The sequence below is a fragment of the Mesorhizobium oxytropidicola genome, assembly GCF_056174625.1.
Window position 1 is genome coordinate 5,652,841 of the sequence record NZ_CM149692.1, and the last position, 25,049, is coordinate 5,677,889.

General features: G+C 62.6%; 23 protein-coding genes and 2 pseudogenes. 4 read left to right on the forward strand and 21 right to left on the reverse strand.

Translation table 11 applies throughout. The annotated features are described in order from the left end of the window. Nucleotides 1-11 precede the first annotated feature (11 nt). Nucleotides 12-932, reverse strand: coding sequence for a LysR family transcriptional regulator (locus AC0V8S_RS28525; RefSeq protein WP_183457812.1), 921 nt, complete (start codon nt 930-932; stop codon nt 12-14). Nucleotides 933-1,026: 94 nt separating this feature from the next. Here AC0V8S_RS28525 and AC0V8S_RS28530 point away from each other — a divergent pair, with 94 nt between their 5' ends. Beyond that, the gene (locus AC0V8S_RS28530) at nt 1,027-1,782 is read left to right on the forward strand and encodes an SDR family oxidoreductase (protein WP_475438713.1); all 756 of its coding nucleotides are present in this window, start codon (nt 1,027-1,029) and stop codon (nt 1,780-1,782) included. Between the two features lie 59 nt (nt 1,783-1,841). On the opposite strand, the gene AC0V8S_RS28535 is transcribed toward AC0V8S_RS28530, so the two are convergent. After that, nucleotides 1,842-2,732, reverse strand: a complete 891-nt coding sequence (locus AC0V8S_RS28535) for a fatty acid desaturase family protein (RefSeq protein WP_475434787.1) — start codon at nt 2,730-2,732, stop codon at nt 1,842-1,844. A gap of 113 nt (nt 2,733-2,845) precedes the next feature. Here AC0V8S_RS28535 and AC0V8S_RS28540 point away from each other — a divergent pair, with 113 nt between their 5' ends. After that, on the forward strand, nt 2,846-3,763 hold the full coding sequence (locus tag AC0V8S_RS28540) for a LysR substrate-binding domain-containing protein (RefSeq protein WP_475434789.1): 918 nt from the start codon (nt 2,846-2,848) through the stop codon (nt 3,761-3,763). Between the two features lie 18 nt (nt 3,764-3,781). Here the strand turns inward: AC0V8S_RS28540 and AC0V8S_RS28545 are convergent, their stop codons facing one another. From AC0V8S_RS28545 to rpoZ, 18 genes and pseudogenes are all read right to left on the reverse strand, one after another. After that, entirely contained in the window at nt 3,782-4,054 is a 273-nt protein-coding gene (locus AC0V8S_RS28545; RefSeq protein WP_475434790.1) for a DUF3303 domain-containing protein, read from the reverse strand. Nucleotides 4,055-4,130: 76 nt separating this feature from the next. Beyond that, nucleotides 4,131-5,597: a RimK family protein gene (locus tag AC0V8S_RS28550; protein WP_475434791.1), complete on the reverse strand. Its 1,467-nt coding sequence runs from the start codon at nt 5,595-5,597 to the stop codon at nt 4,131-4,133. Then, nucleotides 5,594-6,700, reverse strand: a complete 1,107-nt coding sequence (locus tag AC0V8S_RS28555; RefSeq protein WP_475434792.1) for a peptidase C39 family protein — start codon at nt 6,698-6,700, stop codon at nt 5,594-5,596. The genes AC0V8S_RS28550 and AC0V8S_RS28555 overlap by 4 nt, the downstream gene beginning before the upstream one ends. Nucleotides 6,701-6,908: 208 nt before the next feature. Beyond that, nucleotides 6,909-7,700: an anti-sigma factor family protein gene (locus tag AC0V8S_RS28560; protein ID WP_475434793.1), complete on the reverse strand. Its 792-nt coding sequence runs from the start codon at nt 7,698-7,700 to the stop codon at nt 6,909-6,911. Beyond that, on the reverse strand, nt 7,697-8,215 hold the full coding sequence (locus tag AC0V8S_RS28565) for an RNA polymerase sigma factor (RefSeq protein ID WP_056563409.1): 519 nt from the start codon (nt 8,213-8,215) through the stop codon (nt 7,697-7,699). The genes AC0V8S_RS28560 and AC0V8S_RS28565 overlap by 4 nt, the downstream gene beginning before the upstream one ends. A 174-nt stretch (nt 8,216-8,389) precedes the next feature. Further along, nucleotides 8,390-11,134, reverse strand: coding sequence for a DUF2339 domain-containing protein (locus tag AC0V8S_RS28570; protein WP_475434795.1), 2,745 nt, complete (start codon nt 11,132-11,134; stop codon nt 8,390-8,392). A 200-nt stretch (nt 11,135-11,334) separates the two neighbouring features. Further along, nucleotides 11,335-12,096, reverse strand: a complete 762-nt coding sequence (gene recO / locus AC0V8S_RS28575) for a DNA repair protein RecO (RefSeq protein WP_183457804.1) — start codon at nt 12,094-12,096, stop codon at nt 11,335-11,337. A 132-nt stretch (nt 12,097-12,228) separates the two neighbouring features. Beyond that, on the reverse strand, nt 12,229-13,407 hold the full coding sequence (locus tag AC0V8S_RS28580; RefSeq protein ID WP_183457801.1) for a porin: 1,179 nt from the start codon (nt 13,405-13,407) through the stop codon (nt 12,229-12,231). A gap of 598 nt (nt 13,408-14,005) precedes the next feature. Further along, nucleotides 14,006-14,897: pseudogene (locus AC0V8S_RS28585) on the reverse strand (aminoglycoside phosphotransferase family protein). Next, complete coding sequence (gene era / locus AC0V8S_RS28590) at nt 14,898-15,830, reverse strand: GTPase Era (RefSeq protein WP_096456325.1); 933 nt, start codon at nt 15,828-15,830, stop codon at nt 14,898-14,900. Then, nucleotides 15,815-16,528: a ribonuclease III gene (gene rnc, locus AC0V8S_RS28595; RefSeq protein WP_183457799.1), complete on the reverse strand. Its 714-nt coding sequence runs from the start codon at nt 16,526-16,528 to the stop codon at nt 15,815-15,817. The genes era and rnc overlap by 16 nt, the downstream gene beginning before the upstream one ends. 2 nt (nt 16,529-16,530) lie before the next feature. Then, nucleotides 16,531-17,280, reverse strand: coding sequence for a signal peptidase I (gene lepB, locus AC0V8S_RS28600; protein ID WP_475434796.1), 750 nt, complete (start codon nt 17,278-17,280; stop codon nt 16,531-16,533). A gap of 77 nt (nt 17,281-17,357) precedes the next feature. Beyond that, a complete protein-coding gene (acpS, locus tag AC0V8S_RS28605; protein WP_172230668.1) occupies nt 17,358-17,771 on the reverse strand; it encodes a holo-ACP synthase in 414 nt (137 codons plus the stop codon). Beyond that, complete coding sequence (locus AC0V8S_RS28610; RefSeq protein ID WP_183457797.1) at nt 17,768-18,367, reverse strand: DUF2062 domain-containing protein; 600 nt, start codon at nt 18,365-18,367, stop codon at nt 17,768-17,770. The genes acpS and AC0V8S_RS28610 overlap by 4 nt, the downstream gene beginning before the upstream one ends. A gap of 263 nt (nt 18,368-18,630) precedes the next feature. Then, on the reverse strand, nt 18,631-19,011 hold the full coding sequence (locus tag AC0V8S_RS28615; RefSeq protein ID WP_475434797.1) for a VOC family protein: 381 nt from the start codon (nt 19,009-19,011) through the stop codon (nt 18,631-18,633). A 13-nt stretch (nt 19,012-19,024) separates the two neighbouring features. Then, a complete protein-coding gene (pyrE, locus tag AC0V8S_RS28620; RefSeq protein WP_183457795.1) occupies nt 19,025-19,603 on the reverse strand; it encodes an orotate phosphoribosyltransferase in 579 nt (192 codons plus the stop codon). A gap of 30 nt (nt 19,604-19,633) precedes the next feature. Next, a complete protein-coding gene (locus AC0V8S_RS28625) occupies nt 19,634-21,862 on the reverse strand; it encodes a RelA/SpoT family protein (RefSeq protein WP_183457794.1) in 2,229 nt (742 codons plus the stop codon). A gap of 128 nt (nt 21,863-21,990) precedes the next feature. Beyond that, nucleotides 21,991-22,392, reverse strand: coding sequence for a DNA-directed RNA polymerase subunit omega (rpoZ, locus tag AC0V8S_RS28630; protein WP_183457793.1), 402 nt, complete (start codon nt 22,390-22,392; stop codon nt 21,991-21,993). A gap of 325 nt (nt 22,393-22,717) precedes the next feature. On the opposite strand from rpoZ, the gene AC0V8S_RS28635 reads away from it, so the two are divergent. Next, on the forward strand, nt 22,718-23,299 hold the full coding sequence (locus AC0V8S_RS28635; RefSeq protein WP_056563452.1) for a LabA-like NYN domain-containing protein: 582 nt from the start codon (nt 22,718-22,720) through the stop codon (nt 23,297-23,299). Nucleotides 23,300-23,310: 11 nt separating this feature from the next. Then, nucleotides 23,311-23,967 carry a uracil-DNA glycosylase gene (locus AC0V8S_RS28640; protein WP_475434799.1) on the forward strand — a complete coding sequence of 219 codons (657 nt, stop codon included), beginning with the start codon at nt 23,311-23,313 and terminating at the stop codon, nt 23,965-23,967. Between the two features lie 7 nt (nt 23,968-23,974). Here AC0V8S_RS28640 and AC0V8S_RS28645 read toward each other — a convergent pair. Next, nucleotides 23,975-24,989: pseudogene (locus tag AC0V8S_RS28645) on the reverse strand (zinc-binding alcohol dehydrogenase family protein). Nucleotides 24,990-25,049 lie beyond the last annotated feature (60 nt).

The following is a 25,049-nucleotide window of genomic DNA, read 5'->3' on the forward strand; positions in this document are numbered from 1 at the left end:
CGCCCTGCCCTCTATTGATGGATCGGTTGCCAGCTCGGTTTTGACAGGTGGGCAGCCATGAAACCGGCGACGGCCTCGACTTTGGCCGGGCGCGCGCGGGCCGACGGCGTTACAAAATACAGCGCGCCCCTGGGCAAAGTCCAATCGGTCAGGATCGCTTCCAGACGCCCGTCGGCAAGATACTCGCTGGCAATGAACTCCGGCAGTTCGGCGATCGCAGTTCCGGCCAGCACGGTCGGAACAAGGGCGTCGGAATTGGTGACCCGCAACGGTCCGGACGGTGTGACAACCTCTTCATCGCCCGCAGCATTGCTGAAATGCCAAACGTCCTGCCGCGGCCGATAGGCGTAGCCAAGACAGTGATGTGCGTCGAGTTCGCGTGGCGTGCTCGGCCGGCCATGCCTGGCAAGATAGGATGGCGCCGCAACGATGAACGGCGCAATGTTGCACAAGCGCCGGGCAACCAACGAGGAATCCGGCAACACGGCAATCCGCAAAGCTGCATCGAACCCCTCGCCGATCAGATCGACGACCGCATCGCTTAGATGCATGTCGATCGACACGTCAGGATAGAGCTTGAAGAAATCAGGAAGCAGCGGCGCCACCCACCTCAGCCCGAACGACATTGGAACGGCCAGACGTACAAGGCCGCGAGGACTGGCCGACAGTTCTCGCACCGCGTTCTCGGCATCCTCCGCGTCGCGGTAAAGGCGAGACGCACGCTCGGCGAGTCGATGACCGAAATCCGTGAGGGCCAGGCGGCGCGACGTCCGGTTGAAAAGCCGCGCGCCAAGCCGCTCCTCCAGGCGGCTGACGCCACGTGACACCGTCGCCACCGACAGGCCAAGCACACGTGCCGCGGCGGCAAAGGATCGCTCCTCCGCGACCTTGGCAAACATTGCCAAACCTTCAAAATCCGGGGCTTTCGACATTAGCAATCCTGCAATGATTGTTTGCAAGCATTGCTATTTCGAAAGGATCGACCTGTCCATATGTCTCTGTCACCCACAACAAGGAGTGACGAAAATGACAAACAAACTCGAAGGAAAGATCGCCGTGGTTACCGGCGGCAGCAGCGGTATCGGCCTTGGCATTGCCAAGCGCTTCGCCGCGGAAGGTGCGCATGTCTACATTACCGGACGGCGACAGGCCGAGATCGACAAGGCCGTCGCGGCAATCGGCAAAAACGCCACCGGTATCCAGGCCGACTCGACCAGTTTCACCGATCTCGACCGTCTCTACGCTCAGGTGAAAGCGCAAAGCGGCCGTATCGATGTGCTCTCGGTTAACGCCGGCGGTGGTTCCATGCTGCCGCTCGGCCAGATAACCGAACAGCACTTCGACGAGACATTCGACCGCAACGTCAAGGCGGTACTGTTCACGGTGCAGAAAGCGCTCGCACTGTTGGCCGACGGTGCCTCGGTGATCCTGACCGGTTCGACCGCCGGCTCAACCGGCGCGGCGGCGTTCAGCGTCTATAGCGCGTCGAAGGCTGCGCTGCGCAATTTTGCCCGAAGCTGGATAATCGACCTTAAGGAGCGACAGATCCGCGTCAACATCCTCAGCCCCGGTCCGACCCGTACGACAGGTCTCGCCGAGCTTGCCGGACCCGAAGCCGAACAGCAAAAGGGTTTGCTTGATTTCCTCGCTACCCAGGTGCCGATGGGGCGGCTCGGCGACCCTGACGAGATCGGCAAGGCGGCAGTGTTCCTGGCCTCTGATGATTCCAGCTTTGTCACCGGAGCCGAGCTGTTCGTCGACGGCGGCACCGCCCAGGTCTAGCCCATCACGCCGGTCGCGTCCTCAAGCGGGGGCGACCGGCTGCCGACTGCGCATCATCATCAACGCAGCGCTTCCAGATATTTCTCGTGGAAGCTGACATAGCCCGGCTCGACCACCTTCAGATGCCGCTCGATCAACGCGTGAAACTGCGGCAGTTGATGAAACGGCACGCCGGGATAGGCATGATGCTCGGCATGGAACGGCATGTTCCAGGCCAGCTTGCGCACCACCCAGTTGGTCAGCGTGGTTCTCGTGTTCTCCAGCATGTTGGCAACGAACGGACAGCGGCCATGCTCGGCCAGAAGATAGAGGCGCAGAAACGGCTGGCCGAGCAGAGCGGGAATGATCCAGACATAGAGAAGCACGGAGAGCCGGAAATAGGCGGCGAGCAGAAGGACGACGGCGTAGAAGGCGATCATGGCGCGCGCCTCGGCCCGCACCTTGGGCCGGCCTTTCGGCGGCACATAGCTTTCCTGGTTGTCACCAAAGGCATTGGCGTAGAGCGTCTTGAGATGGCCCCACCACAGCGGGATGCCGGAAACATGCACGAGGTACTGCCGCAGCGTTTCCGGTTTGGGAAAGGCCAGCTCCGGATCGCTTTCGGGATCCTGGGTGAAACGGTGATGGGCGAAATGAAAATAGCGGAACCAGTCGGCCGGGAGCGCCAGCGCCAGGCTGCAGACCCGCGCCACGGCGTCATTCAACCATTGCGTCTCGAAGGCCGTGCGATGAACCGTTTCGTGCAGCAGCGTGAACAAGAAGACGATCAGGATGCCTTGCGGCAGCATCAGCAGCGGCCAGAATGCCACTTTCGCGGCGATCAGCGATCCAATGATCACAATCGCACCCCAATGGGCGCCGAGTTGCACGAAACCCGCGACATCGGATTTGGCGGTCAGGCGACTGCGCTCTTCAGGGGTCAGTGACGCGATGATGTCGCGATGGTCCATCGGCTTCGATCCAGGCTGGCGATTTGATAAGGCCTACTCTAGTCGTTGAAAAAGCTTTCCAAAAACGACGATTCCTGCGATTTGGATAAGCTTATCTTATCTATCGGGCAATCATGGTCACATCTCCATCCCTGAAAGGACTTCAAGCTTTCGAGGCCGCGGCGCGCACGGGCAGCTTTGCCGCGGCGGCGGAAGAGCTTTCGGTCTCCGCCGCCGCCATCAGCCAGCTTATCCGCACCGTCGAGGAACAGATGGGGCGCAAGCTGTTTCATCGGGTCAACCGCAGGGTCGTGCTCACCGAGGCCGGCGTGGAAATGCTGCCGCGGCTGACCATGGCCTTCCAGGAAATCGGCAGTGTCTCGCGCGAGCTGGGCGGTGATGCCTTCCGCCCGCGCCTGGTGGTCTCGGTGCCGCCATCCATGGCCATGGGTTGGCTTTCGCAGTGTCTCGCCCGCTTCGTCGCCAGCCACGGCGCCGCCGATATATCGCTGCGGGGTGACGACGACCCGGTGCCGTTCGACCGCGAGCTGATCGACATCAGGCTCTCCTACGGTCCGCATTATCGTGAGCACCCGACCGAGGACATTGTCCGGGACGCCGTCTATCCCGTCTGCGCACCGGAGCTTGCCAGCGCAATCAAGGCAGACGGCGGTCCGCTCGCCGGGCTGCCGCTGATCCATACCGACTGGGGACCGACCGGCGCCTCGTTTCCGTCCTGGCGCAACTGGTTCGAAGCTGCCGGTGTCCAGCCCGACCGGGCGGCGCAGCGCGGCCTGTCGGCCAACTCGTCGCGTGCGGCCCTCGACCTCGCCGTTTCGGGGCTGGGTGTGGCGCTGGCGCAAGGGGTCTATTGTGCGCAAGCGGTGGAGGACGGCAGGCTGGTCCGCCCCGCCGTCAGGGCGATCGCGTTGCGCCAGCCCTATTGCCTGACGATTCCCGAGCGCAGCGCCAGGCGCGATGTCGTGGCGGCGTTCCGCGATTGGCTGATCAACGAATGCCAGCGCGCGGTGGGCTCGCCGGCGCTGCGTTGATCTGACAGACTGCGATGATCAGAGGTGCCCGCTCAAGGCTGTCACCATGTCCTTGTTCGTCGCCACGGGAATGATCTCGAACTCGACCAGATCAGCCCATTCGATGACCCAGCGCTGCAGCAGCGTGACGTCGTCCGTCTCCACCAGCAGGAAGCAGCGGCTCATATCCGCCGCGATCCAGCTGTGGTGCACGACAAGCTCCTCCGGCTTCAGGCGGCCCCGATCGCGGAAGCGGCGATAGATATCCTTGCGATCGCAGCTGGTGAAATCCTCAATCACGATGAACTGCATGTTTCTCCCCCGAGCAATTCCAGGAAAAGTGTGAAGCGGATTCCGCCCGGAATTGTTTCAAAACAAAGATATAGAACTATTGTCGTCCTGGCCGGTCGAGCCGCTCCAGGAACCACTGCGTCAACCGCACCCAGACCTCGTCCTTCTCGCCGGAATCCTCCCAGCCATGGTCGAGATTGGGGTTGTCGTTGACCTCGATGACGAAGACGCCGTCCTTGGTCTCCTTGAGGTCGACGCCGTAAAGGCCATCGCCGATGCAGCGTGCCGCCTTGACCGCGGTCTCGACGACATGGGGCGGCGTCTCCTTCAGCGTGAAGGTCTTGATACCGCCCTGATCGGGCTTGCCATTGGCCTTGTGGTTGACGATCTGCCAGTGCTTCTTGGCCATCAGATAGTGTACGGCAAACAGCGGCTGGCCGCCGAGCACGCCGACGCGCCAGTCATATTCGGTTGGAATGAATTTCTGGGCGATGAGGAGGTCGGAATCCTCCAGCCATTCGGTCGCAAGCCGTGTCAGTTCCTCGAGATTCTCGCATTTCTTGACGCCGCGCGAGAAGGAGGAGTCCGGGATCTTCAGCACCAGCGGGAAGCCGAGCGTCTGTGCCGCCAGTTCGAAGTCAGAGGTGCCAGCGATCATCACTGTCGGCGGCACCGGCACCTTGTTGTAGGACATCAGTTCGTTCAGATAGACCTTGTTGGTGCAACGGATCATCGACAGCGGATCGTCGATGACCGGCATGCCCTCCTGCTGGGCGCGGCGGGCGAAGCGATAGGTGTGGTTGGAGATCGAGGTGGTCTCGCGGATGAACAGCGCATCGTAGTTCGCGAGCTTGGCGAGATCCTTTTTGGTGATCGGCTCGATTTCGACGCCCATCTTTTCGGCGATCTTGGCCCAGTAGCGCAGCGATGAGATTTCCGACGGCGGCAATTCCTCATGCGGATCGACCAGCGTGGCGAAAGTGTAGCGCGCCGGCGTGCGCCCCTTGGTGTCGCGCCATTCGCGGTTGGTGTAGGTCTCCAGGCACTGGATGAAGTTCTTTTCTTCGTCCTCGGTCATGCGCGCCAGCGGATGGAAGCCGATCTTGCGGATCGAGGCCCATTCGGCGCTGTCCTTGATATGGACCTCGAGCGCCGGCGCCCGGAACCAATCAAACAGGAGCTTGGCGAAGCGGTCCCAGACCTTCGACGGCCCGATGCCGAAGAAGATACACACCTTGGCCGGAAAGGCGCCGCCGAGGTCCTTGCGGCATTTGTTGAGCGCCAGTTCCAGCTCCGGCAAAGCATGTTCGTAGAGCTTGCGCTCCGACAGGTCGATCATCGTCTCGACGGTCGGGATGACCTTGTGGCCGCGCGAGCTCGCCAGCAGCGAGGCATAGTAGCCGCGGCTCTGGTAGCCGTAGTTGTTCGACAGGTTGATGACCTTCGGCCGCTGGCCGCGGAACAGCGATGGATGCGCGAGATAGTCGCGATTGGTGATGATCTTGTGCGGTGTCGCCACCTGGTCGAGATCGCTCTGCCGGCCGGTAAGGATGACCCAGGTCATTGTGTGTCGCGCTTCCCCAAAGTTATGGCGGCACGCAGTCCGTCGCGGCCGAACTGCGCCATGTTCATGAAGATGCCGTAGGGCACGGGAATATTGGCGGCATCAAGGATGGTTTCCTGCCTTTCGTCCTCGACCCAGGGATCGTGGATCAGAATATGATCGCCATCATCGCCGATGGCCAGCACCCAGTGCGGCACCTTCTTGCCGAACATCAGGAAGCCGCTGATCAGCACCAGCACCAGTTTTCCCGCAGCGATCGCGGTTCGGATGTCATCGATGCTGAATGAGCGGTAGTTCACCGGGATGCCGTAACGTTCCGCGCGGCGGCGAAAGTCGACCTGGGCCAGTTCCATCACCCGGCGCTTGTCCTCGCTGCGCACCGACTGTAGGAACAGCGCGCCATAGAAGGAAACGAAGATTTCCGCCGCGAGGCCGCTTTCGTACCCCGACACAGCAAGGCCAAACGGTTCGCAGCCGCCCGGCCCCGACATCATGAAGACGGTCGTCGCCTCGCGCCAGAGGCGGATTTCCATCACCGGATCGGGCACGAAGGCGCGGTCGAAATTGGCCATGGCCATCATCAGGCAGCATGGGCCGCAGGTGAACTCGCAGGTCTGCTGATAGAACGGCACCCTGGTGGCGATCGGAACGTCGCCGCGCAAGGTTTTCTCATAGCGAAGTGCGGTCTCGCCATCCTCGTAGTAGCCTGGCTCACGGCCAATCTTGCGGTAGCCGGCCTGCTCGTAGATGCGGATGGCCCGGCTGTTGTCCTCACGCACTTCGAGACGCAGCATCATGCGGTCGTGTTCGAAGGCTGCGTCTTCCGCCGACGCGAGCAGCATGCGGCCGACACCCAGCCCGCCAAAAAACGGGCCCGTGGCTATAGAGTAAAGCCGCGCCACCCCACTGCCCTTGCGAAACAGCACGATCGCGTAGCCAGCGACTCGGCCATCGACTTCGGCGACCAGCGTCTCGGCGGTCTCGCGCTCGATGAACAGGCGAAAGGAGCGACGGGAAATGCGATCGCTCGAAAAAACGGCTTTCTCGATGGCGGCGAGATCATCGACGTCAGACGCGCGGGCCGTGCGGATCTCGGCAGGCATGCGACTTGAGAAAACCTCGATTGCGTTGCGGAAACGGCCCCGGTCAAAAGCGTCGCAAACACCGGCTGAAGCGCCGGTATTCATCAAGCGCTATCGCTCCTTGATTAGGGCCGAATTGTGACAGTTTCCGCGCCGGCAAGGAAGCCCGCGGGCTTTGAACAGGATCGCTGTTTTGATAGGCCACCGGTTGTGAACAATTGCGGCCAACTCAGCTTGCGAGGCCCGCCAGAAGCTGGCCATAGGCACTCTTGGCCACGACCGCCAATTGCTCGCGCGGCAACGAGCCGACGACAGCGCAGCCATAGCCCTTGTCCAGCCAGTAGACGGCCTGCGGGCCGTCCTGCGCCGAAGCATAGGTGCCCTTGGCATTCTCAGCCGATTCCGCGGTGACGAAGAGCGATATGCGCTCGCCCTTGTCGTCCTCGTAGAGCAGCATCGCGGCCTTGGCTTCGCCGGCCGGCAGCAACCTGCCGCCGACCAGTTGAAAACCGTTTGCGGTCAGATCCGGCGCCACCAGCTTCAGCCCGACCCGGTTGGACAGCCAGGTCTGCAAATGATCCTTGTCGCTGGCCGGCACTTCCACCGCATGCCGCTTCTCGGCGGCATAGATGACATGGGCGGCGATCGCCTGTTCGGCGAGCCGATCTTCCGCCGGATCCTCCTGTCCGATGCCGCCAATGCCGGCAAAGTAGCCGCCAAAGCCGCCCGTGGCCAAAAGCACGGCCGCGGCAGCGGCAAGCCACCAGCGCGAGTGCGGCACCGCGGCCTTAACAGGCGCTTCGCCGAGCACCACCTTGCGCAAGCGCGCGGGAACAGGCTCATCCAGCACGCCGGCAAAGGCTGAGCGCAGCGCCTCCCGATCGGCTGTGAAGCGGGCGCTTCTGGCCTTCATCTCGGGATTGGCGTCGAGCCAGGCATCATAGGCGGCGCGCTCGTCTGCCGGCAGTTCGCCGTCGAGCGCCATATGGATGTCACGTTCTGAAAAATCGCGGCGGATCATTTCTCGACGATCCTTATCGCGCGGCGGCGCGCCGTGTCATCCAGCAAGCCGCGCAGTTCCTCACGCCCGCGCGCAATGCGCGACATCAGCGTGCCGGCGGGCACGCCCAGAATGTTGGCGGCCTCGGCATAGGAAAAGCCTTCGATGGCGACCATGACAAGGGCGGCGCGGCGATCGGGGCTGATCGCCTGCAGCGCGTCGATGATCTCGCGTGAGGCGATGCCCTCCAGTTGCTCGGCAGGCTGGGCCACCGCCTCGCCGGCTTCGAGCGGCAGCATCGCCGCTTCGCCGCGACGGTTCACCTTGCGCATCTGGTCGATGAACAAATGATGCATGATCGTAAACAGCCACCTCCTGGGGCTTTCTCCCGTCTGCCAGTTGTCGAGCCGCATGAGCGCGCGCTCGAGGCAGTCCTGAACGAGGTCGTCAGCAGAATCGCGGTCGCGCAAAAGCGAGCGTGCGTAGCGGCGCAGGCGCGGTATTTCGCCAAGGATTGCTGCCTTCTTTTCGTCCATGACCGCTGGTTCTGAAATCGCCCTCATTGATCCCGATTCAACGCGCCTTCCGGGCGCGACGCAAGCGGCCAGCGCGAAGCGGTCCACCGCCCCGGTCACCCAAGCAATGAGACAACGCCGGCGGGTGCCGGTTTATTCCCGGTCGGACTGAAATCTTATTGTTCTTGTTTGCCTTTATCCGTTTTCCCTCGCTGCCCTGGTCAAAAGCCGCTGGTAGAACAGGCCGATGCCGATCAGCACGGCGCCCAGGCCGATGAAGGATAGCGCCCTGAGCACGCCTTCCAGTTCCGACATGTCGAAGAGGAAGACCTTCAGCACGGCGATCGCGATCAGCGCGGCCGAGGCAATGCGCAGCACCTGCGACTTCAGCCAGACGCCGGCGGTGAGCAGCGCCACGCCGATCACCAGCCAGAGCGCCGAATAGGTGTAAGTCTCCAATTGGCCGAGCCCGCTCCACAGGCCGATGAACTCGCCCTTGAACAGCCGCCTCACCGACAGCGTGGCATAGGCCAGGGCAAGCACGGCCGCCACCACCGCCAACATCTGCGCATACCATTTCGGCCGCTTGTCGCGGGCATACAGCGCCAGCCCGCCGGCAGCGATGGCCGGCAGGAGATAGGCGAGGAACAACAGGTTGAACACCGGGATCTGGCCTGTCGATTCGTCGGTGAGCAGCGGGTTCAGCACCACGAAATGCCGGATGACGATGAAGGCAACCGAAACCACGCCGGCGGCCATCGAACCATAGCGTAGCACCGAGCTTGGCGAGCGCATGTCGACGGCGACCAGGATGGCGCCGGCACCGATGGCAATCAGGGTGTAGATCGCCTGCTCGGCAAGCGTCATCGCCCCCGTGTCGATGACACCGCCATGCATGGCGTGACGCACCAGCATGGCAACGGCAAGCAGCGCAAACAGCGCGGCTGCCGCTTCCATGGCGAGGCGCGGCCGGCCGTTGGTGGTGCGGGCGAGCTGCCAGGCAGCGAAGCCGAAGGCCAGCGCCGGGACGCCATAGCCCGGCAGAAGCCAGTTGAACACCGGTGTTTTGGAGAGGAATTCGGCGCCGACGATGGTTGGATCGAAGGCAACGCGGCCAAGCACGGCGATCGCCGCGCCCACCGAAATCCAGCCAAGCACCGGGTAAGAGCGCCAACGCGTTGCCTGCGCCGGTACGATGGCAGCGGCACCGAGCAGGATGGTGGTCCAGCCGGAATTGAAGGCCATGTGCAGCATCAAGAGGCCGGCGATCGCCGCGCCACCGAGGGCAAACGACACGGCCATGCCGCCTTTGAGCGGCGGCTCTTCGGCACGCGCGATCCACTCGCCGCCGCCGGCGAAAACCACCACCAGCAGCGCTGCTGCGGCGGCGTAGACAAAGTCGCGGTCGAGATTGCCGTAGGTGAGCCACAGCGCCAGCAGGATGACCAGCGGCGCAGCGATGCCCCATGCCGCCCAGCATGCCGCGCGGATCTGCGCGACAGCGGCGAAACGGCGGGCGGCCCAGAAACCGGCGCCGACGAAGACCAGGCCGAGACCAATGCCGATGCGCAGCGTCAAGGGATTTCCGGCCGCCACCCGCAGGCCGTCAAAGCCTACATTGCCTTGGGACAAATCGGAGCCGATGGTGGTGGGCGGAATGATGCCGAGATAGATCATCACGCTCACCAGACCCGCGGCATGCAGAAGCGGCACCGCGCGCGGTCGGTAGAGCGCGGTGGCGACAAGGGCGACGATGACCAGGGCGCCCGGCAAGGCATCGCCGGCAGCGACAAGTGTGGGATCGACGGATAGGCCCAGCGCCGAAAACGCAACAAAAACGCCCGGCACGATCGACGGCCAGTCGAAACCCTTTTTTGCCGTTTCCTCTTCGCCGCCACGACTGCCCAGCCAGACAAGGGCAAGCACCGCAAGCGTCACGGCGTCGATGAACAGGATGACGGCAAGGTCGGCGCCGGGCGCGTTCGTCATGTAGGCGATGGTCCAGGCGCCGGTGCCGAAGAAAGCGGCCGCTATCAGGAATTTCCAGTCGCGCATGCGGGCGATCGCCGCTGTGGCGGCAAGCACGATCGCCAGATAGACGAACAGCGCCCATGGATTTGGCGCCTGCGAGGACACAAGCGCCGGCGTCGCCATGGAGCCTACGAGACCAATGCCGGCCAGGGCCTGACCGTGAACGAGAGCAGCGACGATCGTCGCGACGCCGATGGCGCCGAGCAGCGTGAAGGCAAGCGCCGGGCCGATGAAGCCGTAAATGCCATGGGCGGCATAGACGGTGCCGAACAGGATGAAGGCACCGGCCGCCGTCAGGATCGCCGGAATATAGGCGCCGGCAACACCTTGCACCGGCACCTTGAAGCCGGTGCGGCGAATGAACTCGCCGCCGGCGACCAGCACCAGCCCGAGCACCGCCGCCATGGTGAGCCGCACGCCAGGGCCGAAAATGCCGGCCTCGATGGTGTAGCGGATCAGGAACAGACCACCCAGCGCCAGTGCGATGCCGCCGACCCAGACCGCCCAGCGCGTGCCGAGCGCCGTTTCGATATCCGGCTTGCCGGGGGCCTTGGCCGCTGCAATCGGCTCGACAGGTTCTGCTGCCTTCGGAGCCTCGCCCGCGGACCAGGGGCCGGGCAAAGCCTCGCCGGCCGGAGCTTCCGTTTCTGTAGCTGGCGCCTGCGTGACCGGTTCGCTCACCACTGGCGAGGCGATATCGGCCGCTGCCGCAGCCATCGGCGCCGCGTCGGCCTTGGCATCGGCCGCTATCCGTTCTGCCGGCTTGGCTACCGGCGGCGCCGCGCCCGAAAGGACGAGACTGCGCAGTGCGCCAAGTTCGCGCTCGATAAGGCCGATGCGGCTCTGCTGGCGCGAAATGATGACGAACAAGGCGATGATGGCGACAAGCCCGATCAGGCTTTCAAACATGGCGGTTCCCCCAAACCAGGCCAGTTTTCACTGACGTTTCATCTCACTGACATCCAAATGCGGCGGCTAAACGGCTGGAAAACTCAACGTGCCGCCAGATTGGCGGCTGGAAATATCGAACATGTCTCGGTGCCGAAAGCCAAGAGCTTGCCTCCAGGGCAGAGCGGCGAGACCAACCCAGCCTGGATAGACGACTTCGCTCATGCAGCATTGTCTCCGGCAATAGCCTTGCGCGCTGCGTGATATTTGCGCAGTGCGGCGAGAAAGCCGGCGCGGGCATCGGGCTGGTCGATACCACGCGGTTCATAGACGTGGCGCGTGAAGAAAAACCCGGTCAGCCGGAAGGCGTCCTCGACCGCCGCAGGATCGGCGCGCAGGCCGGAGCCGCGCTGCAAAAAGGCCGGCAGTACCAGCATCTTGTCGCGCCACGGCGCACCGGCTTCGCGCGACACTGCGCGGCCCGACTTCGGCGAGACATAGGCCAGATCCTGCCTCGTGCCGGTGGCGGCACATTGGCTGAGATCGAGGCCGAAGCCGAGCTCATCGAGGATCAGAAGTTCGAAGCGCGCCACCAGTTCGCCTGCGGCATCGGCATCGTCGAGATGGGCGATCATCACGGCGAGCGCTTCGTAAAGGCCGCCATGGGCGTCACGCTCGGGCAAGAGGCGCAAATGCGCGGCCATGGTCTGCAGGCCATAGACGGCGACGGCGCTGTCCATCAGCCGAGCGGCATTCATCTCGATGGCCTCGGCCTGGAACGTGCCGAGATGCTCGTCAAGGCGCGCCCGCCATAACAGATCGACGCGATTGCCTGGCTGGAGAACGGGCTGCTGCTTGCGCGAACGACCGCCGCGCACGAGACCGAGATGGCGGCCATGCGCACGCGTCATCACCTCGAGGATGGCGCTGGTTTCGCCATGCTTGCGGGTGCCGAGAATGATTCCCTCGTCGCGCCATTCCATGCCGGAGCTTTTCACCGATCGGGTGACGAAATCAAGGTATGGGCCCGGCACCGGGGCCAACGCTCGCGAGAACACATAAAAAACCGCCCGCAGCGTATCGCTGCGGGCGGCCTGGTAAGGTCAGTCGATCGATTAGAAGTTGCGCTGGAAGCGGACGATGCCGCCGATACCGTCCTTCTTGTCGGCCTTGGACCAGTTGCCGTAGACGGAGGGGTTGCCGTAGTTGCCGTAGTGATCCCAGTCGACTTCGGTCGTGATCGTGAAGCCGGGGACGATGGTATAAGCTACGTTCGCAGCCAAGGCGTAGTTCTTGTCGTCGTCAGCCGAGGCCTGGACGTTGAACGCGGTCTTGTCGTTGAACTTGTAGGTGCCGCCGCCCCAGACGGCCCAGTTGCCGCCCCATGGCTTGTATTGGGTGCGGCCATGGATTTTGAGGAAGTTGGCAGCGTCGTCCTTGGAATTGTCGTCGGTGCCGTAGCCGCCCATGACGAAGAGCGACAGCTCCTTGGTGACGTTGACGTCCAGGCGAACCTTGCCGGACACTTCTTCATAGTTGCTGTCATAAGCGACGACGCCGGTGATCGCACCCCAGTCGCCCTTGTACTTCAAGCCGCCGACGACATGCGGAACATAGCTGTCGATCGTGCTGGTGCCGGTGCCTTCTTCGAGTGAGACCACGCCCGTGAAGCCGCTGCCAGCGTCGAAATAATACTGGACGACGTTGGTGTCCTTGATGCCATACGGGATGATCGTGTCCTGGATGACGTTGCCGGCGTAACCGATGAATGCATCGTATGCTGTTTCATCCTTACCGACGCGCAGGCCGCCGAGCTGGATCCAAGCGAAGTTCAGCGAAGTCTTGCTGGTTCCATCTGCCTTGGTATTGGCGGCCTGCCAGCCAGTGCTTGCGCTTCCATCATAGTCGCCGGAGGAATTGCCGAACTGCCAGCGGGTCTCGGTGAAGGTCTTCAACGTGCCGAGCTCGGTTTCCTGGCCGGTATAAGTCCTCAGCGTGAAACGCATGTTCTTGTACCAGGTGTCGTGGCTGCCGCCATCCATGTGATCGGCAACGTTATTGACACCATCGAACGTACCCGAATCGCCAACGCCCATGTCATAGCGGAGATAGCCGCCGATGCGCAGGCAGGTCTCGGTGCCCGGGATGTAGAAGTAGCCGGCGCCGTAGACGTCGCAGATCTTGACGTATTCGGCCGGTTCCGGCTCGGCGACGACAACCGCGTCCGCGGCGCGAGCGCCGGAGACCGCGATCAGTGCCGCGGCTGAGCCGAGAAGGAGGCTCTTGATGTTCATTTTCTGACCTCTCCAGTCATAGTTTAAATGGCTTCGGATTTGTGGCTGGCGGATATGTTTTCCCGCCTCACCCCCACAACGAAAAAGGCGCGCACCGCGTCCCCTTTTCGCGGCGAACATACCCATCAAACCTCCGTCTTCAATGACGGTTTTTGAAATAACGTTGATTCCGCGAACAGATTAATGCTGTGTTGCACAAATAACACTTACCAATCTAGCGGCTGGCACAATTGGCACAACGTCATATATTCAATATATATTCGGATAGTTTCTCGGCTAACTATGCGTTCAGCACGAGATATTTCCAATTAATAGGCTGAAAATGGTATTTTTTGGCTACTTAGATTAAAAAGTAACCGTTACATTGCCTGCCACAGATGTGAAGCAGGCGTCCTCTGCCCGCGATGACGCAAGGGAATTCCAACACCGCCTGCCAAGTCGGCCAAATCTCGCCAAGGCGGTCGAAACAGGCTGTCACACGCTCCAGCGTATCGATTGTGACAGCCACCCGCTCACCGTGAGCCGGCACGGGACCGCTTTCTCAAGCTCAATACGACAAACGCAGGCGAGCAGAAACAAGGACGATCAAGGAATCACATCACGTCCAGCGTCGGTAATCGGCCAGCACCGCGGCGATGACGCGCCAGGATTTGTCGACTTCAACCGGGTTGTCTATATGACCGGCGGCGGTGATCAGCGCCTTCCACAACGCCCAGCCACGTCCGCGTGCCCAGGCCGCGTCATCGACAGCGATGTCGGCGCGGAAAACCTCCCTGCTCTCGCCCTCGAACAGGGTCCAGGCGATCACGAAGTCGCATGCGGGATCGCCGACGCCAAAGGTGCCGAAGTCGATCACGGCCCTCAAGCGGCCGTCCTCGACGAGCAAATTTCCCGAGGCAACATCGCCATGAAACCAGACAGGCGGTCCCTGCCAGGTCGCGGCAAGGGCTTCTTCCCAAACGGCACTCGCCGCACTGGCATCGATACGGCCACAGAGTGCCGTGATTCGCTTGCCTTGCCTCACCGTCATAGACGCTCAGCGGTCCGCCGCGAAAGAAGTTATGCTGCCCTGGCGCCGGCCCGCCTGATGGGTCGACGCGTTTCAATGCAATCAGGAACTCGGCAAGGTCAGCCGCGAATTGCGACAGGTCGGCGATGTTCTCCCGCCTCGCGGTCTCACCTTCGATCCAGCCACAGACGGACCAATGCCAGGGATAATCCTCGGCTGGAACGCCCATCGCTAGCGGTACCGGGACGGGCAGCGGCAAAAGCGGCGCCAGCCTCGGCAGCCAGCGATGTTCCTTTTCCACTTGTAGGGAATAGGCGGCCGCGCTCGGCAGTCGCACGGTCATCTCATCGCCAAGATGAAAGGTCCTGTTATCCCAACCGCCAGGTTCGACCGGCCTGACGGTAAGATCCCTCCACTGGGGGAATTGCGCGGCGACCAACCGGCGGGCCAGAGCCGTGTCGATGGCGAGCTTGCCGTCCATTTAATGCGGGAATTCGAGCCCCATCTCGCGGTAACGCTCGGGATCATCGCCCCAGTTCTCACGCACCTTGACGAACAGGAACAGGTGCACCTTCTGCTCGAGGATGCCTGCAATCTCCATGCGTGCCGCCTGGCCGATGGCACGGATGGTTTCGCCCTTATGGCCAAGCACGATCTTCTTCTGGCTGTCGCGCTCGACATAGATGGTCTGGTCGATGCGCACCGAGCCGTCCGGCTTCTCTTCCCATTTCTCGGTTTCGATATGCGAGGAATAGGGCAGTTCCTGATGCAGCCTGAGATAGAGTTTTTCGCGGGTGATCTCGGCCGCCAACTGGCGCATCGGCAGGTCGGAAATCTGGTCTTCCGGATAGTACCAGGGGCCGGCCGGCAGCGCTTGCGCCAGATAATCGAGCAGGTCCTTGCAGCCGGAGCCGGTCAGCGCCGAGACCATGAAGGTGCGCTTGAACGGTACTTTCTCGTTCGCCGCGGCGGAAAGGGCCAGAAGCGTCTCGTGCTTGACCCGGTCGACCTTGTTGAGGATCAGCGCCATTGGCTGGCGCACATCCTTCAGCCGTTCGAGGATGGCGTCGGCATCGCCCCTTATGCCGCGCTCGGCATCGATCAGCAAAAGCACGATATCGGCATCCTTGGCGCCGCCCCATGCGGTGGTCACCATCGCGGTGTCGAGGCGCCGCTTCGGCTTGAAGATGCCCGGAGTGTCGACGAAGACGATCTGCGCATTGTCATGCGTGGCGATGCCACGCACGATCGCACGGGTCGTCTGCACCTTGTGGGTGACGATCGACACCTTGGCGCCGACCAATTGGTTGACCAGCGTCGACTTGCCGGCATTGGGCGCGCCGATCAGCGCGACGAAGCCGGAATGCGTGGCGGGAGCTTCAGCAGTTTCAATATCTGTCATGCCGCGTTCCATACACCTTCGCGCAGCAGAAGGGCAGCCGCAGCTGCCTGCTCCGCTTCACGTTTGGAACGGCCGCTGCCGGTCGCCGGCTGAAAAGCGCCAACCCTGACGCTGACGGTGAACAGCGGATCGTGGTCCGGTCCCTCGCGGCTGTCGATCTGGTAGGCCGGAACGGCACTCGCCGCCTGATGCGCCCATTCCTGCAATTCGGTCTTGGCGTCGCGCCGCGCCGCGCCGGAAGCCTGCGAACGCGGCTGCCAGTACTTATGGATGAAGGCGCGTGCCGCCTCCAGCCCACCGTCGAGATAGAGTACGGCGATCAGCGATTCCAAGGCGTCGGCGCGCAGATTGACGCGCTTGCGACCCTCGAGCCCGCGCACGTCCGATCCGGCGCGGATCAGGTCCGGCAGGCCGATATGTTCGGCGATCTCGGAGAGAGCCTCGGCATTGACCAGCGCATTGAGCCGCAGCGACAGTTCGCCTTCCGCCGCATCGGGAAACGCGGCCAGCAGCATGTCGGCAACGACCAGGCCGAGAACCCGGTCGCCGAGAAACTCGAAACGCTCATAGTCGGTGCCGGCATTGGCACCGCGGGCACTGGCATGGGTCAGCGCACGCTGCAGGCGCTGGCGGTCGGCAAAGGCATGGCCCGTGCGTTCCACAAGCGCTTCGGCGAGCGCGTCGGCGGTCAGCCGTTTTGCCGCTGCCATCCCTAGTTGACGAAATGGAACAGGCGCGAGACGCGCATCAGCGACGGCCATTTCCAGATTTCGAGAGGGCTTGCCTTGCCGGCGATCGAGAAGAAGACAAGGTTGGCGCGGCCAACCAGGTTCTCGGCCGGAACGTAGCCGACGGTGAACCGGCTGTCGGCGGAATTGTCCCTGTTGTCGCCCATCATGAAATAGTGGCCGGGCGGCACGTCGAATTCGCGCGTGTTGTCGCCGATCGAATTCGGATTGAGGTCGAGCGTGTCGTAGCTGACGCCGTTGGGCAGGGTTTCCCGGTAGACGTCGATCGGCTGAGGCATTTCGGTGATATCGGGATTGTCGATCTGGCCGGTCTTCACCCGCGGCACGCCGACGCCATTGATGAACAGCTGGCCGTTCTTCATCTGGATCTTGTCGCCGGGCAGGCCGACCACCCGCTTGATATAGTCGACGGACGGATCCGGCGGGAACTTGAACACCACCACGTCACCGCGCTTGGGCTCGGAACCCCAGATACGGCCCGAGAAAATGTCCGGTCCGAAAGGCAGCGAATAACGCGAATAGCCGTAGGACCATTTGGTGACGAACAGATAGTCGCCTTCCAGAAGCGTCGGCCGCATCGATCCCGACGGGATCGAAAAGGGCTGGAACAAGAGCGTGCGGATGACCAGGGCGAGCAAAAGCGCCTGGACGATGACGCTGACGGTTTCGCCAAGCCCGCCGGATTTCTTCTGGGATTTTTCAGCCACGCTCATGTCGTCCTCGATTGTGCGTTGGATGTATAGAGTCTCGGCGCGCGCTGGGCAACGTCAATGCCGGTCGTCAGATGCAATCAATGTGGCGCTTCTTCGACGGGCAACGCCTCGATGATCACAAAGGCTTGAGCGAGCGGAAAATCATCCGTGATGGTGAGGTGGATCGCCGCCCGATGGCCTTTCGGAAGGATCTTTTGCAGCCGCGCCAGCGCGCCGCCGGTCAGCGCCATGGTCGGCGCGCCGCTGGGCAGGTTGACGACGCCCATGTCGCGCCAGAAGACACCTTGCGCCAGGCCGGTGCCCAGCGCCTTGGCGCAGGCCTCCTTGGCGGCGAAGCGCTTGGCGTAAGAGGCGGCACGGGCACGGCGGTTCTCCGAACGCGCCTGTTCGACCTCGGTGTAGATCCTCTGGACGAAGCGCTGGCCGTGACGCTCAAGCGATTTCTCGATACGCCTGATATCGATCAGATCGCTGCCGATGCCGATGATCATCGTGCGGCGGAACCGATGCTCGCACCGGGATGAGGCGGCTGCTGACCACGGCTTGCGCGCTCAGCCAGCCGTTTGCGCCTTTGCTCGCGAAAGACGGTCATGCCCCAGCGCGTCACACCGTAGAACAGCAGGCCGAACACCAGCCCGAGCGGTACCGCGCCGATCAGCATGGGCTCCAGCACAGGATGCCATAGTTTCGCGAAGGAAAGCGTGTGCAACATCTCGCCCAGATGCGCTGGCGGACCATGCGCCGGCAGGCGATCGTGCAGGATGAGCTTGCCGGTCTCCCAGGATGCGCCCCACAGAATCGGAAAAGTCAGCGGATTGCCGAAGAAAACAGCGCCGAGCGCCGCCGCCACCAGATTGCCGGCGATCACCCAGCACAGAACGGCGGCAATGATGAAATGGAAGCCCACGGGAAAGAACGAAGCGAAGACACCGGCCGCGACACCAGCGGCCACCGCATGCGGCGTGGCCTTCAGCCGCAGGATGCGCTTGGAGAAATACTGAAGCGAGCGCGAAAACGACCGGCGCGGCCACAGATAGGTGCGCACCCGCTCAAAAAGGCCATCAGGCTTGCGGCGACGAAAAAGCACTCTTTTCCTATTCCCGACAACTTGCAGCTTACATGCCGACTGTTTCCAGCCAGGCTTCGACCGCCACATCTTGCGCTTTACGATCGCCCAAAGGCAATCGCCACTTTGATATAGCCATCTCCAACCCCCACAACAACCAAAGGCCAGCTGCTCAGCGACCGCACCGCCATAATTTTTGGTAAGGTTCCCTCTTCCAACACCGGACAATCACGGCGAATTTGAGAATGCCTTCGGCTTATTGTCGCAGCCGGATGCTTGAGACACTACCGCAAGTACTGGCTGACTTCGACAAGGTTGCCGTCCGGATCGCGGAAATAGACAGACATCATTGGACCCTGCGCCCCGATGCGTTCGACCGGTCCCAGCTCGAGCACAATGCCGTTAGCGTCGAGCCGGGCACGGATTTCGTCGAGCGGCCGTTCGGTGATCAGGCAGAAATCGCCTGACCCTGGCGTCGGCACCTTCGCCTTCGGCTCGAAAGTGCGGCTGATCTCATGGACATTGATCTTCTGGCTGCCAAAAGCCAGCGCGGTCGGCCGGCCCGGCGTGTCGATGCGCTCAAAGCCCAGCACGCGCTGGTAAAAGGCGCAGGTTGCTTCGAGCGACGCGACCGTCAACACGAAATGATCGATGCCAACGATCATTTCGACCTCCTCGTTAGATATTGCGGCTTCCTGGCTTGATCGCCGGTATCGCGGCAAGTTCCGGCGGCAGCCGGTCCGGCGGATAGGCCGGAACCTCATATTCGGCGAGTGCGATCAGCGGCACGCCGACATGGGTTTTCCCAGCCGAACGGTCGATGATGCAGGCGGCGGCCACCACCTCGGCGCCAAGCTCGCGCAGGCAGTCGATGGTTTCGCGGATCGAGAGCCCAGTAGTGACGATGTCCTCGACGATGACGACGCGCGCACCCCTGGCGATTTCGAAGCGGCGCAGGCGGAACTCGCCCCCTTCCCGCTCGACCCAGATCGCCGGTACGCCGAGATGACGCGAGGTTTCGTAGGCCGGGATCAGGCCGCCGATCGCCGGGCCGACGACATAGTCGATCTTGCCCGGCACCGCGGCGCGGATCTTTGTCGCCAGCGCCTTGCACAGCCGCTCGGTCTTGTCGGCATGCATGAACACCCTTGCCTTCTGCAGGAAGACCGGGCTGCGCAGGCCCGATGTCAGGATGAAATGCCCCTCCAGAACAGCACCGGCCTCGCGGAAAATGCCCAGCACTTCATCGGTCTTCATCTGCGCCTGCCCCCAGATAGATCAGCCATGTCAGCCATTCACGCGCCGTGCGTCGCTGACGCTCGAATTGTCCTTGAGCTGCGACAGCAGCCGGTTGAGATGCTTCAGATCCCAGACCTCGAGATCGATCAGCATTTCGGTGAAATCGGGCGCGGTGCGCACCATTGACAGCGTATGGATGTTGGCGTCGTTGGACGCAACGACCTGGGCGATGTCGGCGAGCGACCCCGGCGCATTGATGGCGGTGACTGAGACACGCGCCGGAAAGCGTTCCTTGGTGCGTTCGTCAATGTCCCAACGCACGTCGATCCAGCGCTCCGGCTGGTCGTCGAAAGCCTGCAGCGCCGGCGACTGGATCGGATAGATGGTGATGCCGGTGCCCGGCTGGACAATGCCGACGATACGGTCGCCCGGCACCGCGCCTTCCGGCGCGAAGCGCACCGGCAGGTCGCCGCGCACACCGCGGATCGGCACGGCGCCGTCGCGCGGCTGGTCCTTGTCCTTGCGCGCGGCGCGGCCCGGAATCTGGAACAGCATGCCGGCGGCGTTGCGGATCTTCGACCAGCCCTCCTCGCGCTGCTTGGGCGCTGCTGGCGTGACACGCTCGTCCTTGTAGTCTGGGAAGACCGCCTTCATGACGTCGGTTGAGGCCAGTTCGCCACGGCCGACCGACGCCAGCACGTCCTCGATATCCTTGCGCGCCAGCCGGTGCAGCACCGGCTTCAGGCTCTCCTTGGTGAAACTCTTGCCGGCCCGCTCGAAAGCGCGCTCCAGAATGCGCGCGCCGAGGCCCGAATACTGCTTGCGGATGGCGTTCTTGGTGGCCCGGCGGATGGCGGCGCGCGCCTTGCCGGTGACGACGACCGATTCCCAAGCGGCCGGCGGCACCTGCGCCTTGGAACGGATGATCTCGACCTCGTCACCATTCTTCAGTTCCGTCATCAGCGGCATGATGCGGCCGTTGACCTTGGCGCCGACGCAGGTGTCGCCGACATCGGTGTGCACCGCATAGGCGAAATCGATGGGCGTGGCGCCGCGCGGCAGAGCAATCAGCATGCCTTTCGGCGTGAAGCAGAACACCTGGTCCTGGAACAGTTCGAGCTTGGTGTTTTCGAGGAAATCCTCGGGATTGTCGCCCTCGGCGAGCTGCTCGATGGTACGCCGCAGCCAGGCATAGGCATTGGTTTCCTTCGAGATCGCATGGGCCGCGCCGTTCGTCTTGCCGCCGGTGTCCTTGTAGATCGAATGCGCCGCGACGCCGTATTCGGCGATCTTGTTCATCTCGCGGGTGCGGATCTGCAGTTCGACGCGCTGGCGCGACGGCCCGACGATGGTGGTGTGGATCGAGCGATAGTCGTTCTGCTTCGGCGTCGAGATGTAGTCCTTGAAGCGGCCAGGAACCATCGACCATGTGGTGTGGATGGCGCCGAGCGCGCGATAGCAGTCTTCGACCGTATCGACGACGACGCGGAAGCCGAAAATATCGGACAGCTGCTCGAAGGACAGCGCCTTGGCTTCCATCTTGCGGAACACCGACCAGGGCTTCTTCTGCCGACTTTTCACGCTGGCGTTGATGGCATGCTTTTCAAACAGCGCCGACAGCGCCTTTTCAATGTCGGTCAGCACGTCCTTGTTGCGCTCGAAAATCTCGGCAAGCCGCGCGGTGACGGCGCGGTAGGCTTCCGGATTGATGAAGCGGAAAGCGATCTCTTCCAGCTCCTCGCGCATGCCTTGCATGCCCATGCGCCCGGCCAGCGGCGCGTAGATGTCCATCGTCTCCTCGGCGATGCGCAAGCGTTTGGCCTCGGGCATGTGGTCGAGGGTGCGCATGTTGTGCAAGCGGTCGGCGAGCTTGACCAGCAGCACGCGCACATCTTCCGAGATCGCCAGCAGCAGCTTGCGCAGGTTCTCCGCCTGCTCGGCCTTCTTGGAGACGAGATCGAGCTTCTTCAGCTTGGTCAGGCCCTCGACCAGCTTGCCCATTTCAGGACCGAACAGATCGTCGATCTCGGCCCGCGTCGCGGTCGTGTCCTCGATGGTGTCGTGCAGCAGGGCGACAGCGATCGTCGCCTCATCCATGTGCATTTCGGTGAGGATGGCGGCGACTTCGAGCGGATGCGAGAAATAGGGGTCGCCGGAAGCGCGCTTCTGGTGGCCATGCTTCTGCATGGCATAGACATAGGCCTTGTTGAGCAACGCCTCGTTGACGTCAGGCTTGTAGCGCTGGACGCGCTCGACAAGCTCATACTGACGCATCATGGGCGGAATCTCGCGGTGCTGAAATGATTGATGCGCCGCACTAGCGTACGGCGCATCTCATAGATAGCCACGAAACTGACTGGACGGAAGTGCCGGAAACGTATTCCGGGCAGGTCCAGAGCGCTCGCTTAGTAGTCGTCGCTCTTTTCCGGGGGAACCAGACCCTCGATGCCGGCGAGCAGGTCTTCCTCGGTCATCCGATCGAACGTGACATTCTCCTCGGCGTCATCGGTGTCGGCGGCCGCAACGGCGGCGCCGGTCTGGTCGGCGATCACCTCGCCATCGGCTTCGGGCTCGTCGACCTCGACATGCTTCTGCAGCGAATGGATCAGATCTTCCTTGAGGTCGTCGGGCGACAGCGTCTCGTCGGCGATCTCGCGCAGTGCGATGACCGGGTTCTTGTCGTTGTCGCGAGGAACGGTAATCTGCGCGCCCTGGCTGATCTGGCGAGCACGGTGGCCGGCCAAAAGCACCAGCTCGAAGCGGTTGTCGACCTTGTCGATGCAATCTTCAACGGTTACGCGGGCCATGGACTGCCCCTTTCATGCCTGGATTTGATGGAAAACAGGCGCGGTCCATAACCCGAACGCCGCCAAAATACAAGCATCATGCCAAAGTCGGCGCTGCAGGACACGCAATCCTGTGGTCAAACACCCGATTGAAGCAAACGCCGTTGTGCCCATGGCGTCCGACGCCGCGATCACAATTGCTTGCATTGCCCCATCTCGCCTTGGATTGCCAGCAAACTGGCGTTATCTCGGATGGACAAGGTCAGCCGGTTTATTATGAGCCTGACCGATAGTCGCTACCGCATTTCGTTTAGACGGCCGCATTTTTCGAAAAGGAATATTTTCCATGTTCGACCCTCGTGAAAAAATCGCCCTGTTCATCGACGGCGCCAATCTCTATGCGACGTCGCGGGCGCTCGGCTTCGATATCGACTATCGCAAGCTCTTGTCGAGCTTCCAGAAGCGCGGCTATCTCTTGCGCGCCTATTATTACACCGCGCTGGTCGAGGATCAGGAATACTCCTCGATCCGCCCGCTGATCGACTGGCTCGATTACAACGGCTTCAAGGTGGTGACCAAGCCGGCCAAGGAATTCACCGACTCGACCGGCCGCCGCAAGATCAAGGGCAATATGGACATCGAGCTCACCGTCGATGCGCTGGAACTCGCCGATGTCGTCGACCACTATGTCATCTTCTCTGGCGACGGCGACTTCCGAACGCTGGTCGAGGCACTGCAGCGGCGTGGCCGCAAAGTGTCAATCGTCTCGACCATGGCCTCGCAGCCGCCGATGATCTCGGACGATCTGCGCCGCCAGGCCGACCATTTCATCGACCTGACGACGTTGAAGAACGAAGTCGGCCGCGATCCTTCCGAGCGGCCCGTGCGCCGGCCCGAACCGGCTGAAGTCGAGGAGGACGATTACTGAGGCCGGTCGCCTTGACCGCCCTCCCCACGTCCGAACCGAACCGCGATTGCCCACTCTGCCCGCGGCTGCATGATTTCATTGCGCAGTGGCGGCAGCGCGAGCCGTCCTGGTTCAACGCACCGGTGCCAACCTTCCTGCCGCCGCAGGGCGAGGACACCGTCCAGCTTCTGATCGTCGGGCTGGCGCCTGGCCTGCGCGGCGCCAATCGCACCGGGCGTCCCTTCACCGGCGACTATGCCGGCGATCTGCTCTACTCGACGCTAATCGCGCACGGCTTTGCTCGTGGCGAGTTCAAAGCGCGGCCAGATGACGGGCTGGAGCTCGTCGGCACGGCAATCACCAATGCCGTGCGCTGCGTGCCGCCGGAGAACAAGCCGGTCGGCGCCGAAATCTCCACCTGCCGGACATTCCTGGTGCCGACGATCGCCCGCTTCCCAAACCTGCGCGCCGTGCTGGCGCTGGGATCGATCGCGCACCAGTCCACCGTGCGCGCGCTCGGCGGGCGCGTTGCCGCCCATCCGTTCAAACATGGCGGGCAATTGCCGGCCGGCGGCATCACGCTGTTTTCGAGCTATCACTGCTCGCGCTACAACACCAACACCGGTGTCTTGACGGAGGAAATGTTCGTCAACGTGTTCGGCGAGATCGCGGCGTTCCTGCGGAAATAACGCTTGTTCAGAACCCTTCCAGCACGATCTTGCCCTTCGCCTTGCCGGTCTCGATCAGCGCATGGGCGCGCTTCAGATTGGCGGCATTGATCGGACCGAACGTCTCCCCCAGGGTGGTGCGGATGGTGCCGGCGTCGACAAGCCGCGACAGCTCGTTCAGATGCTCGCCCTGCGCGGCCATGTCCTGCGTCTCATACAGCGAGCGGGTGAACATCAGTTCCCAATGCACCGAAACGCTCTTGCGCTTGAACGGATTGATATCGAGCGTCTGGGGATCGTCGATCAACCCGAAATCGGCCTTGCGGCGCGATCAATTCGGCGATCTCGGCCAGGTGCCGGTCGGTGTTGGTTGTCGAGAACACGAAGGCTGGTGCGCCGATGCCGAGGGCAGCGACCTCGGCAGCCAACGGCCTGGAATGATCGACGACATGATGGGCGCCAAGATCCAGCACCCAGTCGCGTGTCTCTGGCCTTGACGCGGTGGCGATCACCGTCAGGTCGGTCAGTTGGCGCGCGAGCTGGACCGCAATCGAGCCGACGCCACCGGCGCCGCCGATGATCACGATGGCATTCGCGGCGCCCACGACCGGTTTCTTCACGTCAAGGCGGTCGAACAGCGCCTCAAAGGCGGTGATGGCCGTCAGCGGCAGCGCCGCCGCCGGCGCATAGTCGAGCGAGCCTGGCTTGCGGCCGACAAGACGCTCATCGACAAGGTGGAACTCGGCATTGGTGCCTTGCGGCGCGAGCGCACCGGAATAGAAGACATCGTCACCAGGCTTGAACAGGCTGGCATCGGAACCTGTCGCCGCGACCCGACCGGCGGCGTCCCAACCAAGCACCCGCCACGCTCCCGCTTCGGGTTTGGCACTTTTCCGGATTTTGGTGTCGACCGGATTGACCGAAATTGCCTTCACCTCGACCAGCAGTTGACGGCCTTTCGGCTCCGGCTTGGGCAGGTCGATGTCGACAAGGGAGGCCTCATCGGTGATGGGGGCTGGGATTTGATAGCCGACGGCGCGCATTCTGGTCTCCGCGATTGCTGTTGAGCGTTGTGTGGGGCAGAGATGCGGATTATGTACGCG

Coding starts and splice junctions, on each gene's coding strand:
- AC0V8S_RS28525 (WP_183457812.1), bottom strand. CDS start 932: ATGTCGAAAGCCCCGGATTTTGAAGGTTTGGCAATGTTTGCCAAGGTC.
- AC0V8S_RS28530 (WP_475438713.1), top strand. CDS start 1,027: ATGACAAACAAACTCGAAGGAAAGATCGCCGTGGTTACCGGCGGCAGC.
- AC0V8S_RS28535 (WP_475434787.1), bottom strand. CDS start 2,732: ATGGACCATCGCGACATCATCGCGTCACTGACCCCTGAAGAGCGCAGT.
- AC0V8S_RS28540 (WP_475434789.1), top strand. CDS start 2,846: ATGGTCACATCTCCATCCCTGAAAGGACTTCAAGCTTTCGAGGCCGCG.
- AC0V8S_RS28545 (WP_475434790.1), bottom strand. CDS start 4,054: ATGCAGTTCATCGTGATTGAGGATTTCACCAGCTGCGATCGCAAGGAT.
- AC0V8S_RS28550 (WP_475434791.1), bottom strand. CDS start 5,597: ATGACCTGGGTCATCCTTACCGGCCGGCAGAGCGATCTCGACCAGGTG.
- AC0V8S_RS28555 (WP_475434792.1), bottom strand. CDS start 6,700: ATGCCTGCCGAGATCCGCACGGCCCGCGCGTCTGACGTCGATGATCTC.
- AC0V8S_RS28560 (WP_475434793.1), bottom strand. CDS start 7,700: ATGATCCGCCGCGATTTTTCAGAACGTGACATCCATATGGCGCTCGAC.
- AC0V8S_RS28565 (WP_056563409.1), bottom strand. CDS start 8,215: ATGGACGAAAAGAAGGCAGCAATCCTTGGCGAAATACCGCGCCTGCGC.
- AC0V8S_RS28570 (WP_475434795.1), bottom strand. CDS start 11,134: ATGTTTGAAAGCCTGATCGGGCTTGTCGCCATCATCGCCTTGTTCGTC.
- recO (WP_183457804.1), bottom strand. CDS start 12,096: ATGGAATGGCGCGACGAGGGAATCATTCTCGGCACCCGCAAGCATGGC.
- AC0V8S_RS28580 (WP_183457801.1), bottom strand. CDS start 13,407: ATGAACATCAAGAGCCTCCTTCTCGGCTCAGCCGCGGCACTGATCGCG.
- era (WP_096456325.1), bottom strand. CDS start 15,830: ATGGAACGCGGCATGACAGATATTGAAACTGCTGAAGCTCCCGCCACG.
- rnc (WP_183457799.1), bottom strand. CDS start 16,528: ATGGCAGCGGCAAAACGGCTGACCGCCGACGCGCTCGCCGAAGCGCTT.
- lepB (WP_475434796.1), bottom strand. CDS start 17,280: ATGAGCGTGGCTGAAAAATCCCAGAAGAAATCCGGCGGGCTTGGCGAA.
- acpS (WP_172230668.1), bottom strand. CDS start 17,771: ATGATCATCGGCATCGGCAGCGATCTGATCGATATCAGGCGTATCGAG.
- AC0V8S_RS28615 (WP_475434797.1), bottom strand. CDS start 19,011: ATGATCGTTGGCATCGATCATTTCGTGTTGACGGTCGCGTCGCTCGAA.
- pyrE (WP_183457795.1), bottom strand. CDS start 19,603: ATGAAGACCGATGAAGTGCTGGGCATTTTCCGCGAGGCCGGTGCTGTT.
- AC0V8S_RS28625 (WP_183457794.1), bottom strand. CDS start 21,862: ATGATGCGTCAGTATGAGCTTGTCGAGCGCGTCCAGCGCTACAAGCCT.
- rpoZ (WP_183457793.1), bottom strand. CDS start 22,392: ATGGCCCGCGTAACCGTTGAAGATTGCATCGACAAGGTCGACAACCGC.
- AC0V8S_RS28635 (WP_056563452.1), top strand. CDS start 22,718: ATGTTCGACCCTCGTGAAAAAATCGCCCTGTTCATCGACGGCGCCAAT.